The sequence below is a fragment of the Humibacter ginsengiterrae genome, assembly GCF_054780115.1.
Genome location: NZ_BAAGWY010000009.1, coordinates 87058 through 100884, shown reverse-complemented (window position 1 = coordinate 100884; position 13827 = coordinate 87058). Strand labels below are relative to the sequence as shown.

Below are 13827 nucleotides of genomic sequence, written 5' to 3'. Positions count from 1 at the left end.
GGAACCGTTCTGCGCGTACTTGTTCGTCTCCGCGTCGTAGTAGAACGCTTCAGCGTTCCCGTGGGTGTCCACGACGTAGTCCAGATTCCACCGCCACGCCTGGGTGCACGACGACGCCGCGAAGGTGGCGGCATGGCATGGCTCACCGGGGTCGTTGCCGTACACGGGCACCGTCCACGCCGAATTCGTCGTCGCATTCCCGGAGGTCCAGCCGGGCAACTCGTTCATCCCGAAGTAGTACTGCGTGCCGTCGGTGGTCGTCATCCGCCAACAGTCATCGTCATACGTGCCATTGCTGGCCCCGCACCCGTTGCTCGCGCCGGCGAGGTGCTCGAACCTGGTGCCGTCATCCGATTGCAACCGCCAGACCCCGCTCGAGGAGTCCTTCACCAGGGTCCCGGAATGTCCAGCAACTGAGATGGTGGCGTTGTCCGTCTTCCAGCAGAGATCCCCGGACGTCGTCACCGGACCGGAAGGTCCGTCGTCTTGGGCACAGGCGACGTAGGTGCGTTCGATGAATCCGCCACCGCCCAGCTGCCAACCCTCGCCCACCGCGGATGGCTGATTGTTCGTCGACCCCGTCTCCCCGTCCACCGACTGGGAGTCGTACGACAACGACACATCCGGTGCGGGACCGGCAGCAGCTGGTGGCACCCGGATGGGATACGACCATGAGAAATCACCCGTCTGCGCCGACACCTGCCACGCCGACGACGGCTTCAACGGCGTCGCCGCAAACGACCCAGCACCCGACGCAGATACCGGTGCGGATGTCGCCGCTAATAGCATTGGGGACGCCGACACCTCTGGGGTAGCTACAAGGGACTTCGTGCTCGAATCCAGGGCGGTGGCGACCGGCGTCTCAGCGGTAGTGGTCGCCGATGTCTTCCGCGCCATCGTCGCCGATGAATCCGGTAACTGCACCCATCTGAGGCGTCCCGCGTAGTCCGCACCGTAAAGACCGTTCAACAGGGAATCAGGCACCTGCACAGCGATCGGGCTTGCGGAGGTGTCTCCACCGGTCTTGGACAGCTTGACGACGAGGCCCGAGAGGTGGTGCTTCTTCGCGTCGGCGGCGCTCAAAACGCTGAGTGTCACTTGGGATGGCTTCGCGTTCTTTCCGCGCACCGCCGCAGCAGCGACACTCAGACCGGAACTTCCTGCACTCTGCCAAGTACCGGTCACGGTCGCGGGTAGTGCACCTTTCGCACCATGCGTTTTCACCGGCCGTTGTGCGTCCCCGGCCGTAAGCGACAGCGTCGAGGTGGATGGACCCGGCAGCGTCGCACTCGTCACGGGCGCGCTCTTCGAGGCCGTCACAGTCGACGCAACCGCGCCGGCGGCGTGACCGGGCACCTTGATGCCGCGATCGAAACTGATGGCCGAACCGCCCGCCGCGGACGCCGGAGCCAACTGAAGAAGTCCGGCCACCAAAGCCAGGGCCCCGACTACCGCAACAACGCCCGACCGCCTTGCAAGCGGGATCAACGTTCTCGAAGCACGCATGGCTTTGTCCTCTGGGTTGTCCGTCAGGCGACAGGAGTCTCGTAATAGATGTTGTCGAGTTGGTTCGTGTCGATAACGAAGGGAAGCACCACCGGGTCGGCGATCTCCCCTCCCCAGCCATCGCAGACCTTGCCGTTGGTGACCGAATTGCCGATCATCACCGCACCGCTGGCGGATACCTGCCCGCTCACCGGTTGATGTGACCCGATTGCGACCGGTTTGATGATGTCACCGATCAGCAACCGCACTTGCTGATTGACCGAGTCGTAGATGCCGGTGACGAACAGCCACTGTCCATCCACGGCGCCTGAGCTCGCCGTCGCGCACGAGTTCGTAGCGCCGCTAAGTTGAGAGTTGACGCAGAAGCTCAATTCACCACCCGTGTTTGGTCCGAACGTGGTGTTCTGCTGCAGCACGAAGCCAGCACGGGTTGGGCCAGCCTCGGACATGATGGTGCGGTACTTGGGCGAATTCGCATCCTGCACCGGTTTCACCCATGCCGAGACGGTGAAGCTCTTGGTCGTGTCAATTGCCTGCCCGGTCGTCGTGGTGCCGGTTGCCACATTTCCTGTGTTCAGGAACCACCCCAGGGACCCGTCCGGTGTCTTGTTCCACGCCTCGCACGTGGTGCTGGTCGTGGTGATGCGATCGTTGCCGTTCGTGCACCGGTAGAGCTGCACAGACGGGACACCCGAGGGCTGCGAATTGAACGAGTAGCCGATCAGTGTCGGGGTTGCCCCGGTTCCCTCGCAACTCGCATTCGAGGACGTCATGTTCGTCTTGTTCGAAAAGGCGCACGAATAGATCGCCGTCGTCGCACCCAGGGGCGACGTGCCACCGGTCGTAGTGGGAAGGAGTTGACCCAGCTCCTTCTCCACCGTGTAACCCGACTGAATCGTGCCACCGGTGTCCGAGACGTGATAAGTGCCGTTGAACTCCCGGTCCAGCCACACCAGGCCGTTGAACGAATACACGTAGGAGGCCGATGACGCCGGTGGGACGGTGTCCTGAGCCGTCAACGACAGTCCCTGTCCGATCGTGACGTTCTTCGCGGCATTCAAATCAGTACCGGCCGTTTGATTGTCATCGTTGATCGTGGCGGGCAAAGCCGAGTACGTCGAAGGCGGGTACTTCTCCAGTTGCCACCCATGAGCACCCGTCAGCGCCGTATCAGCCTCGGCTGCCTGAAGTTCCACGCCTGCGAGCGCGGACTCGTTGCCTGCACCATCAACGGCAACCGCCCACGCAGTGGACGTCTGATCCACGGCCGCAACCGTCACGGTGGCCGTTCCATTCGAAGGGCACACGAACTGAGCGCCGCCCTGTGCGCTACCGCAAGTCGGCAGCGCACCAGAGCCGATTACTACAGGCACTGTCGATTGGTCCGTGCCCGGCGCGACCCACACCTCGAACTCGGCGGTGTCGGCTGCCGGTCCCGTCGCGCCGATCTGCAGCGTTGTGCCAGTGCCGACGGTGAGCCCCGTGATCGGCCCTGTCGGCATAGACGGTGCCGACGGCTGCGAGTTGTCGACGGTGAAGTAGCACCATGCGGTATTCGCCGATACCAGTGTGTAGTCGGTGCCTCTCGCGTACCACGCGTATGTGTTCCCGTCCGTGAAACTGCCAGCTGGCGCGGCATAGCGAATAGCGCCAGCGGCCTGCAATGGCGTCGTGTACTTGGTCGTCGAGGTAGGAGCACCGTTCCCGCTCGTCGCCTGCCCGTAGAAGAAGTCGACGCCGACGTTTCCCCCATCCGGATCAGACTCATTCACCTGAAACGTCACCGGGTCGTTACCGTTGACCTTTACGGGCGAAGTCGACGTGCCACAGGCTCGAGGCGGTGATGAAAACACCGGGCTGGTCGGTGTGTTTGGCGCCGAGTCATATGTCACGATCAGCGACGCGGACTGCGAGTAGTGACGACGCGAATAGTTGCTGTTCGGGTTGTCATAGGTCCATGCGAACTGGATTGTGCTTCGACTGGCCGCAGCATATGAAGCGACGCCACTCGTGACGCTCCAACCGACAGCGCCCGCAGCCTGCCCAGGGCAACCCGCCGTGGGGTTCTGCGACTGCAGAATGCCGCCCCACTGCCCGGACCACGACTGCTCCTGATTCCACGTGAATCCCGGGCCTTGTGGCCCATACACGTGGACGTCGATCGGGGTGAGAGAACACGTTCCAGCCCACACCTGCGTCGTGTTCACGACGGCGTTCTCAATGTACTTGCCAGCGATAGCGCCCATCGGGAACTGCCAGAACATGTCCGACTGGTACGGGGCGTTGATGCCCACGGCCTGGATCCCGTCGGCGTAGTTGCCGTTCAGGTAGGACTGGTTCGGATACGCGGCGTCGGTGAACCAGTACGCGTTCGCCCCGGTGCTCCAGTCCGGGTCCACGAACACCGGGTACGTCGGCTTCGACGCTGTGATCGTGGAGGCGATGTTCATCGTCACACCGTGCGCGTCCGTCGAATGCTGCAAGGGGCGCACCGGCGCGTCGCCGTGTGGGCCCTTCGCGCTGGAACCATCCGAGGAGTCCCACCACAACGGGGACGCGGACACCACCGCGGAACCGTCCGTCGCACGCGCTTTCGCCGTATCCGCCGTCCCAGCCGCCATCGTCGCCCCGGAAACGGGGAGATTCAGCGATTGCAGCTTCGGGTTCGTCGCCGCCGTAGCCGATTCGATCACCAGCACATCCGACATGCCAGACGCCGTAGCGGTCAGACGGACATCCACTCCAGGCAGCACGTCGGCAAAGGTTGCCGTCGAACCGGACACCGACGGTGTCGGCAGGTTTCCGTACGGCCACGTCTCGGTGATCCAGTCCCCGCCGACGGTCTGCACCTTGTCGAGCACGTTCGAACCGCCGGAACCGAAGCGCACCTGCGCCGCCGACGCCGTCGGCGCCCACAGGCCGTCGCTCAGCTGCGTCAGCGCGGTGTCGATCTTGCCCCACGTGCCGTTCTGCTTCACCCGCACCGGAACCGAATCCGCCTCGTACTGGAACGACCCGTTCGGCAACGCGGAGATCTGCGACGTCGGAGTCGTCTCCGAATCCACCACCACCGAGTGGTTGTGTGCACGGGCGATCGCCGAGGCATCGGACTCCGAACCCGCGGACGCGGCGTCCGCAACCGCACCGGGGACCGGGCGCGGGTCCGCCGAAGCTATGCCGGTGGCGTTGGCTGCGACGGGCGTGAGGCACGCCCCGATGACGAACGTCACGGCAAATACCGCGATCCGTGCTCGCTTACTGAAGGACATCCGTGCCGTACCTCTCCCATGGCAGACAAATGGGCTGGCGTTGAGGCTAGGGCATGAGCCGCGCTTGAAGATATGGCACTCGGGGGGCCAATTTCGGCAGCGTTTGTGCCCTCCGTCCCGGCACCGCGGCGTACTTGTTTCAATTGCAGGAAACCGGGGATGTACAGCGTGAGGCGAAGACGGCGGTATAGTTGCGCGTCCCCACCCAGTCGTAAGCACCAGGAACCATCCCACGATGACCGTTGAGACCGTGTTCGCCATCCCGGTTGGAGTAGTTCCTCCCGCGACAGCTACAGCAGAAGACGAAGGAGAGGCGGTCGTCGACGCGATTCAGTCCGCTCATTGCCACTGACGAGCTCTCAGCCGAGAGGGCGGACTACGCGCGAAGTGTCGTTCGCGCAGTGCTCAGCGCCCTGACCGGCCCTGTCGGTGAATCACCGTCGCTCGACACTCGCCGCGCCGTAGTGGAACTGGCCGACAGCGGAATCCGGCCCGGCGTCGCACTTGCGGGAGCCGCCCTGCTTTTCGAGACGGCGCTGACGGATCTTGACCTTGTGTTCCCCGGCCGGAACGTCGAGATCGCCATCTGCCTCGCGCAGCACCTGCTCTTCGGCATCGCTCTTGTGCTCGACTCGGCGGGTGTCACAGTGCGACGGGAAGACGTTGTGACGGAGATCGTGGACAGCTCCTTACTCCACTCCACGCTGAGCAAGCGGGAAGCAGCGGTCTTCCTGCTTCTGGTGAACAAGGTTCCCACCAACGACATCGCTGCTCAGCTGAATATCTCCCCGGTCACGCTCAAGCACCACATCAGCAACATCGGCCGCAAGCTCGGCGGTCGGGGACGCGTAGAGGTGCTGCGAAGAGCCAGGGAACTTGGCATCCTTGTCGCCGCACCGTTGGCCGCTAGCGGGACCATCACTGCATTGAACGCACTGGCTGGGAACTGAACGGTTCGCCGCGATGCGCTGACTGCGCGGCGCATTTCTCTCTGTTCAACTCGCGAGCTGCTGCACGCGCTGGTAGCTGACGCCGAGAATAGCGCCGGCCGCTTCGAGGGGGTATCCCTCGGCTCGGAGGGCGCGGGCGGCTTCGCGGCGCAGTTGGTCCGTGCGCGCGATAGCCGCTTCGGCCTCTGCCGCTGCGAGGTTGCTCTGTGTGATGAGCTCCACGACGTCGTTGGGGGCTTCGATCACCACGTCCACCTCAATCTCGTGTGGCTCGACATCGAGCCACACGGAGGCGAGGTCGGAGGCGGCTCTCTTAACCCCGCGGTACGTGAGCGCACTGCCGGTCGCGACGATGGTTGCTCCGCTAGGGGTGTTCGAAGTCAGCTCGGGGATCCCACGTGCCGTCGTCGTCACGATACGCACGGGCTCTGAGCTTGGTCGTCATGTCGCTGCCTCTCAATTCCAGTTCTCCGGGGTATTCGGGAAGGCGGTCTGCACCTGGCGGATCCCAGCCTTCACGGTGTCGCCATGTACCGGGATGGAATAGTACTCGCCATACAAGTCGCCATTGTGCTTGAGGTACTCAACCGTCACCGCGGTCTGCCCTCTGATCCGGGCGAGCGGATGCCGCGGCTCGGGCGGCCGCGGGGAGCGCGTCGAGCACGCGGTTCACCGCGGCGTCGTCGTGGGCGGCTGTGACGAACCACGCCTCGAAGACGCTCGGCGGCAGCGAGACGCCGGCGTCGAGCATCGCGTGGAAGAACGGACCGTAGCGGAAGGCATCCTGAGCCTGCACGCTCGCGTAGTCGACGGCGGGGGTCTCCCGGAACTGGATGCTGAACAGGTTGCCCGCGCGCGAGACGAAATGCGGAACACCGGATGCCGTCAGCGCGTCGTCCACCGCCTCGGAGATGACCGCGGCGACGTGGTCGAGGCGCGCGTAGACATCCGCATCCGCGAGGCGCAGCGTGGCGAGGCCGGCCGCCACCGCGACCGGGTTTCCGGAGAGCGTGCCCGCCTGGTACACCGGGCCGACGGGTGCGAGCCGCTCCATGATCTCGCGGCGGGCACCGAGGGCGGCCAGGGGCATCCCGCCGCCGATGACCTTGCCGAACGTCACGATGTCCGGCAGGTAGGTGGGCGAGACGAGCGCGCGGCTGCCGTCATCCTCCTCGCGGATGGCGAACGCGTCGAGCGCCCAGTAGCCGGCCGGGCCGACGCGGAATCCGGTGAGCACCTCGTCGAGGATGAGCAGCGCGCCGTGCTGATGGGCCGTGTCGGCGAGGAACTGGTTGAACCCGGGCGCCGGCGCAACGACCCCCATGTTTGCCGGAGCGGCCTCGGCGATGATCGCGGCGATACGGTCGCCGTGCTCCGCGAAGACCTTGCGCACGGCCTCGCGGTCGTTGTACGGGATCACCACGGTCTGCGCGGCGATCGGTGCGGGGACGCCGGCCGACGCAGGAAGCGCGAGAGTCGCGAGGCCGCTGCCGGCATCGGCCAGCAGGCCGTCGGAGTGTCCGTGATAGAGACCCGAGAACTTGACGATCAGGTCGCGGCCGGTGAACCCGCGAGCGAGCCGGATGGCCGTCATGGTCGCCTCGGTGCCGGTCGAGACGAGGCGCAGTTCGTCGATGAGTCGTGTCTTCACGAGCGAGCGACCGGGCAGCAGCTGGGAGCCGGGGGTGACCGAGAGGCGATCGATCACGAGTTCGGCGAGGTCCGACTCGGCCGGCGTCGACGCGCCGAAGCTCAGCCCCCGAGCGGCGGCATCCTGCACCGCTGCCACGACGTCCGGATGCGCGTGGCCGAGAATCGCCGGGCCCCACGACGCCACCAGGTCGACGTACTCGCGGCCGTCGACGTCGGTCACATACGGACCCTGAGCCGACACCAGGAACCGGGGCGCGCCGCCGACCGAGCGGAACGCCCGCACCGGCGAGTTCACTCCGCCAGGGATCACACGCTGGGCGCGGGCGAACTCGCGCTCGTTGGCATCTGCTTCTACCTCGACCGCGCTCCCGTTGTTTCCGGCTACAGGGTTCACTTCACCCACTCCGCCACCTCGACCGCCCAGTACGTCAGCACCGCGTCCGCGCCAGCGCGGCGGATGCTCGTGAGCGTCTCGAGCACAGCGCGGTCGCGGTCGATCCATCCGTTCGCGGCGGCCGCCTCGATCATCGAGTACTCCCCGCTGACCTGATATGCCCAGACCGGAATATCACTGATCTCGTCCACATCGCTGAGCACATCCAGGTACGACATCGCGGGCTTCACCATGAGGATGTCCGCGCCCTCGTCGAGATCGAGCCGCGCCTCGCGCAGGCCCTCGCGCCGGTTGGCCGGGTCCTGCTGATAGCTGCGACGATCGCCCTGCAACTGGGAGTCCACCGCCTCGCGGAACGGACCATAGAAGCTCGACGCATACTTCGCCGCGTATGCGAGCACGGCGGTGTCGGTGTAGCCCTTGCCGTCGAGTGCGTCGCGCACCGCGGCGACCTGGCCATCCATCATGCCGCTGAGTCCCAGGACCTGCGAGCCGGCATCCGCCTGCGCCAGCGCCATGTCGCGGTAGCGCTCGAGCGTGGCGTCGTTGTCGACGCGACCTGCGGCATCCAGAACCCCGCAGTGGCCGTGATCGGTGAACTCGTCGAGGCAGAGGTCGGTCTGCACCACGAGCGCGTCGCCCGCCTCGGCGACCGCGGCCCGGGTTGCCACGTTGAGGATGCCATCGGCGTCGGTCGCGCCGCTGCCCACGGCATCCCGCGTCTCGGGCACGCCGAACAGCATGACGCCGCCGATGCCCGCCTCTGCCGCCTCGTTCACGGCGTCCTTCAGGCTGTCGAGCGTGTGCTGCACGACCCCGGGCATGGATGCGATGGGCTGCGGCTCGCGGATGCCCTCCCGCACGAAGACCGGCAGGATCAGCTCGGCGGGGTGCAGCCGCGTCTCGGCGGTGAGGCGTCGCATGGCGGCTGTGGTGCGGAGACGTCGCGGGCGAACAGTCGGATGCAGCACGTCGTTCACCGTTCAAGGTTAGGTGGTGTGCCCTGGGTGCTCGCTCGGGGCGCCCCCGGCGGACCGGCGTGCGGAGCCGGCGTCCGCGCCCGCGCCGGCAGCGCGGCACGTCCCACCGATGAGACTGGGCGTACGCGACGACGCTGGGCGCACAGCACCAGGTCTCGGCGCATACACCTAGTATCACTTCGAGGGTGCAGCGTCCCGCGCAGAACGACTCGGGTCGCCGTGGCTACGATCGAAGACGTGGGTACGGGATCGTGAGCGAGGCATCCGACCCAGAACCCGCACCCGGCTCACGTCGCCGCACCGGCCTCGCCGTTGCGAGCCTCAGCCTCGGCACCACGCTCAACCCGCTGAACTCCTCGATGATCGCGGTCGCGCTCGTCGACCTGCAGAAGACGTTCGCGCTCGGCATCGCCGAGGCGACCTGGGTGATCACCGCGTTCTACCTCGCGTCGGCTGCCGGGCAACCGTTGATGGGGCGGCTCGGCGACCGGTTCGGACCGCGCCGCCTGTTCATCTTCGGCATGTGCGTCGTCATCGTGGTCAGCGCCCTGACACCGTTCGCGCCGTCGTTCGCGCTCGTCTGCGTCGGCCGCGTCGGTCTTGCGATCGGAACGGCCACCGCGTTCCCGTCGGCCGTGGCCATGGTGCGGCCGCTCAGCGCGCAGTCCGGGGTGTCGTCTCCCCGGCTGCTGGGGCGCATCCAGATCGCCAACACCGCGGGCGCGGCGGTGGGCCCCGTGCTCGGCGGTCTTCTGGTGAGCACGCTCGGATGGCCGGCCATCTTCGCGGTGAACGTTCCGCTGGCCGCGCTGGCGCTGATCGGAACGAGGATGCTCGCCCCCGCGGACGCGCCGCGCAAGGCGCAGCGGTTCCGCACGCTGCTCGCCCAGTCCGACATCCCGGGCGTCGTCCTCTTCATCGGGATGCTCGTGGCCCTGCTGATCTTCCTACTCGGCCTGCAGTCGTCGCCGGACTGGTGGCTGCTCGCCGTCGCCGTGCTGGCGGGCGCGGGGTTCGTGTGGCGGGAGGTGACGGCATCCGTCCCCTTCATCGACCTGCGGCTGCTCGCAGCCAATCGATCGCTGATGATGGTGTACCTGTGCTTCGCGGTGTTCAACCTTGTCTACTACTCGGCGTTCTTCGGGCTGCCGCAGTTGCTGCAGGAGCACGGCGGATACAACGCGGGCATCACCGGGCTGCTGATGTTCCCGCTGGCGGCGGTCACCATCGGCCTGACGCCGCTCGGCGCCCGCTGGATCGAGTCGCGCGGCCTGCGCTTCACCCTGATCGTCGGTGGCCTCGGCCTCATCGTCGGCGCGGCCCTCCTCTCGATCGCCGGGGCCACGCAGACACCGATCGCGATCCTGCTGATCACCGCCGCGATGGGTGCGCCGTACTGTGTGGTGAGCATCGCGATGAGCCAGGCGCTGTACGCATCAGCTTCGCCGAAGGATGTCGGCGTCGCCGCGGGCATCCTCCAGACGTCCCGCTACGTCGGGGCGATCCTCGCCACGACCGTGCTCGGCGCCGTCTTCGTGAACGGGTCGGGACCGGATGCCGTACCGCAGTGGCTCACGATCGTCGCGATCGCGACGGGGCTGGCCATCGTGCACGCGGTGCTGCTGGCAACGTGGCATCCACGCAGCTACCAGGAACAGGCGCCGGAAGCCCCCTAGGCCTTCCCGCGGTTGCGGCGGCGCACCGGCCGGGGTGCCTTGCCGCCCACGAACGACCGTCCGGGGTCGACCACGAAACCGCCCTGCCGGAGGGCCTGCCGGCCCACGAGCATCCGGAACCCCATCTCATCGCGGTTGGTGAGCGTGGTCTCCGCCTGAACACGGTGGCCGCCGAGCTCCAACTCGATCAGCACCACGTACCGGTGCTGCACGTGACCGGACGAACTGCGCACGAGCCGGCGGTCGTAGGCGGGGCATTCGACGACCACGGCGTCACGGTCGGAGTCCTGCCAGGGGCGCACCCGGAACCGCACACGGTCGCCGCCGTCGAGCTCCTCGATGTCGAACGCGTGAAGCGCCGAGCTGCGCGCGCCCGTGTCGAGCTTCGCCTTCACCCATGGCACACCGATCGCCGGCAAGGCAACCCACTCGCGCCACCCCAGGACGGTGCTTGAATGGACTGGCGCACCCGCTGTCGAGCGCACCCGGTGCATCGGCGTCGACGGCCCCGGTTCGCTCGCTTTCCCCATTCCCCCATCTTTCCAGGAGCCGCCACGGTGAAGTTGGCCATCCTCTCGCGCGCCCCGCAGTCGTACTCCACGCAGCGGCTCCGCGCGGCCGCCACGGATCGCGGGCACCGAGTGAAGGTGCTCGACACGCTGCGGTTCTCGATCGACCTCTCCGGCGACGAGCCCGACCTGCAATACCGCGGCAAGCTGCTGTCGGACTACGACGCCATCCTCCCCCGCATCGGCAACTCCATCACCTACTTCGGTACCGCCGTCGTGCGGCAGTTCGAGCAGATGGATGTCTACACGCCGAACACCGCCAACGGCATCACCAACTCGCGCGACAAACTGCGTGCGAACCAGATTCTCTCCCGGCACAACATCGGGATGCCCGCGACCGCGTTCGTGCACAGCCGCGCCGACGTGCGCACCGCGATCGAGTCGGTGGGCGGGGCCCCTGTGGTGATCAAGCTCCTCGAGGGCACGCAGGGCATCGGGGTCATCCTCGCGCCGGAGGCGAAGATCGCCGAGGCGATCATCGAGACTCTGCACTCGACGAAGCAGAACGTGCTCGTGCAGTCGTTCATCGCCGAGAGCAGGGGGCGGGATGTTCGTGCTCTCGTCGTCGGGGATCGTGTCGTGGCCGCGATGCGGCGGGTCGCGAGCGGAGACGAGTTCCGGTCGAATGTGCACAGGGGTGGCTCCGTGCAACGGATCGACCTGCCACCGGAGTACGAGCAGGCAGCCGTGCGATCGGCGCAGATCATGGGCTTGCGCGTCGCCGGTGTGGACATGCTGGAGAGCAACGACGGACCGCTCGTGATGGAGGTCAACTCGTCGCCGGGCCTGCAGGGCATCGAGACCGCGACCGGACTGGACGTGGCCGGTGCCATCGTCGACTACATCGACAACCAGGTCGCCTTCCCCGAGATCGACGTGCGCCAGCGCCTTACCGTCTCGACCGGTTACGGCGTCGCCGAACTCGCCGTCGGAGCGGATGCCGACCTCGTCGGCAAGCGACTCCGCGAGTCCGGACTCGACGAGCGCGACATCACGGTGCTCACCCTGCATCGCGGTGCTGCCGTCATCCCGAACCCGCGCGGCAACACGGAGCTCGAGGCGGGCGACCGCCTGCTGTGCTTCGGAAAGCTCGAGGAGATGCGGTCGATGATCCCGGCGCGTAGGCGGCGACGCACGAAGGTGCGCAAGCTGCCGAAGGATGCGCTTCAGCTCGAAGCCTGACCGCACCGCACGACGCTCCACGGCGTGGTGACGAGCGACGGCAATATGGAGAGATGGCGTCCAGCGATTCATCGGGCATCCGGCTCTCCCGCGCGTACTACACCGAGCTCGTGCGACCGCTGCTTCGCGAGCGATTCCCCGGCATGCCGCATTCGGCGGGCCGACTCGGCGCCGGATCCGACGTGCTCGGGCTCGACGACGCGATGTCGCGCGACCACGACTGGGGGCTACGGCTGACCCTGTTCGTGCCGGCGGATGCCGTGCTCGCCGTCGACGCAGAGCTCGAACGCGCGCTCCCCACGAGCTTCGCAGGCCTGCCAACGCGTTTCGCGTTCAGCGGCACCGCCGAGGCCAGGCACCGCATCGACGTGAGCACGCTCGGATCGTTTCTGGATGCCCGCCTCGGCTTCGACCCGCGCGACGGCATCGGAGCCGACGACTGGCTCTCGCTCACCGGCCAGGCCGTGCTCGAGGTCGTGGCGGGGCCCGTCTTCGCCGACGACACGGGCGACCTCGGTCGAGTCCGGCGCGCCATCGCGTGGTACCCGGACGACCTCTGGCGGTATGTGCTGGCGTGCGACTGGGCTCGGCTCGAACAGGAGCTCCCTCTGATGAGCAGGGCCGGTGACGTCGGCGACGATCGCGGGTCCCGCATCGTGTGCGCACGGCTGGCGCACGTCGCGATGCACCTCGCCTTCCTGCTGGAGCGACGCTGGCCGCCCTATGCGAAGTGGTTCGGCACGATGTTCGGCCGGCTCGAGTGCGCCGCCGAGGTCGGAGCATCCCTCGATCGTTCACTTCTCGCCGAGGATTGGGGCGATCGGCAGGCGGCCATCGCCGCCGCACTGCGAACGCTGCTCGAGCTGCAGAACGCTCTCGGGCTGACCTCCGCGAGCGATGCCACCGAGTCGTTCTGGGACCGCCCGTACCTGCACCTCCACCCGGACATCGTCGTCGAACTGCTGTCAGGCATCCGCGACTCCGCCGTCGCCGCGCTGCCGCTCGGGCGCGGATCCGCGGAGCAGCGCACCGACAACGTCGACCTGCTCATGGACCCTCGGGCGCGGCGCCGGATCGTCGAGGCGGACTGAGCTCGATCGCGTCGGCTTATCCCCGTCAGGCGTACAGCGGCATCAGGTTCGCCTGCTCCACGAGCCAGGCGCTGAACGCCCACGGAGTGCTGCGCAGAGCCGCGCCAAGCTCGGCCGGACGCACCGCGGCGACCTCGGCCACCTCGGCCGGATTGAGCACCGGCTCCCCGACCGCGCGCGCAATGTAGACCGGGCAGATCTCGTACTCGACCACCCCGCCGGCATCGACAGCGCGGTAGCGAAAGTCCGGAAGCACCAGCTCGAGGTCGGCCAGGCGGATGCCCAGCTCGTCGCGAGCGTGCCTGCTCACGGCATCCGGGACCGACTCATCCGGCGCGGGATGCCCGCAGAACGCGTTCGTCCACACGCCGGGGAACGTCAGCTTCGAAAGCGCTCGTCGCGTGACGAGCACGCGTCCGTCGTCCAGCAGCACGTGACACGAGAAGCCGAGGTGCAGGGGTGTATCGGCGCCGTGCACAGAGACCTTCTCGGCCGTCCCGGTCGGGTTGCCATGGTCATCGAGCAGCACGACACGGGCCGGGTCGACGCTCACGAGG

General features: G+C 67.1%; 11 protein-coding genes. 5 read left to right on the top strand and 6 right to left on the bottom strand.

Annotated elements, in window-relative coordinates; all coding sequences use genetic code 11:
- The first annotated feature begins 565 nt into the window (after positions 1–565).
- The gene (locus ACYVII_RS12190; RefSeq protein WP_460535343.1) at positions 566–946 is read left to right on the top strand and encodes a hypothetical protein; all 381 of its coding nucleotides are present in this window, start codon (positions 566–568) and stop codon (positions 944–946) included.
- 583 nt (positions 947–1529) lie between these two features.
- On the opposite strand, the gene ACYVII_RS12185 is transcribed toward ACYVII_RS12190, so the two are convergent.
- Positions 1530–4775, bottom strand: coding sequence for a LamG-like jellyroll fold domain-containing protein (locus ACYVII_RS12185; RefSeq protein WP_460535341.1), 3246 nt, complete (start codon positions 4773–4775; stop codon positions 1530–1532).
- A gap of 401 nt (positions 4776–5176) precedes the next feature.
- Here ACYVII_RS12185 and ACYVII_RS12180 point away from each other — a divergent pair, with 401 nt between their 5' ends.
- On the top strand, positions 5177–5725 hold the full coding sequence (locus tag ACYVII_RS12180; protein WP_460535339.1) for a helix-turn-helix transcriptional regulator: 549 nt from the start codon (positions 5177–5179) through the stop codon (positions 5723–5725).
- A gap of 45 nt (positions 5726–5770) precedes the next feature.
- Here ACYVII_RS12180 and ACYVII_RS12175 read toward each other — a convergent pair whose 3' ends face one another.
- The 3 genes from ACYVII_RS12175 to hemB form a co-directional block, all read right to left on the bottom strand.
- Complete coding sequence (locus tag ACYVII_RS12175; RefSeq protein ID WP_460535337.1) at positions 5771–6139, bottom strand: hypothetical protein; 369 nt, start codon at positions 6137–6139, stop codon at positions 5771–5773.
- 169 nt (positions 6140–6308) lie between these two features.
- Positions 6309–7688 carry a glutamate-1-semialdehyde 2,1-aminomutase gene (locus ACYVII_RS12170; protein ID WP_460535449.1) on the bottom strand — a complete coding sequence of 460 codons (1380 nt, stop codon included), beginning with the start codon at positions 7686–7688 and terminating at the stop codon, positions 6309–6311.
- 80 nt (positions 7689–7768) lie between these two features.
- Entirely contained in the window at positions 7769–8695 is a 927-nt protein-coding gene (gene hemB / locus ACYVII_RS12165) for a porphobilinogen synthase (RefSeq protein WP_460535446.1), read from the bottom strand.
- Between the two features lie 308 nt (positions 8696–9003).
- On the opposite strand from hemB, the gene ACYVII_RS12160 reads away from it, so the two are divergent.
- Positions 9004–10428 (top strand): MFS transporter, encoded by a 1425-nt coding sequence (locus ACYVII_RS12160; RefSeq protein ID WP_460535334.1) that lies wholly within the window; start codon positions 9004–9006, stop codon positions 10426–10428.
- Here the strand turns inward: ACYVII_RS12160 and ACYVII_RS12155 are convergent.
- A complete protein-coding gene (locus tag ACYVII_RS12155; protein ID WP_460535444.1) occupies positions 10425–10922 on the bottom strand; it encodes an ATP-dependent zinc protease family protein in 498 nt (165 codons plus the stop codon). The two genes, ACYVII_RS12160 and ACYVII_RS12155, sit on opposite strands and share 4 nt — an antisense overlap.
- A 63-nt stretch (positions 10923–10985) precedes the next feature.
- On the opposite strand from ACYVII_RS12155, the gene ACYVII_RS12150 reads away from it, so the two are divergent.
- Both ACYVII_RS12150 and ACYVII_RS12145 read left to right on the top strand, forming a co-directional pair.
- The gene (locus ACYVII_RS12150) at positions 10986–12179 is read left to right on the top strand and encodes a RimK family alpha-L-glutamate ligase (RefSeq protein WP_460535332.1); all 1194 of its coding nucleotides are present in this window, start codon (positions 10986–10988) and stop codon (positions 12177–12179) included.
- A gap of 53 nt (positions 12180–12232) precedes the next feature.
- Complete coding sequence (locus ACYVII_RS12145) at positions 12233–13270, top strand: DUF4037 domain-containing protein (RefSeq protein ID WP_460535330.1); 1038 nt, start codon at positions 12233–12235, stop codon at positions 13268–13270.
- Positions 13271–13295: 25 nt separating this feature from the next.
- Here ACYVII_RS12145 and idi read toward each other — a convergent pair whose 3' ends face one another.
- Positions 13296–13823, bottom strand: a complete 528-nt coding sequence (idi, locus tag ACYVII_RS12140) for an isopentenyl-diphosphate Delta-isomerase (protein ID WP_460535442.1) — start codon at positions 13821–13823, stop codon at positions 13296–13298.
- Positions 13824–13827: the final 4 nt, after the last annotated feature.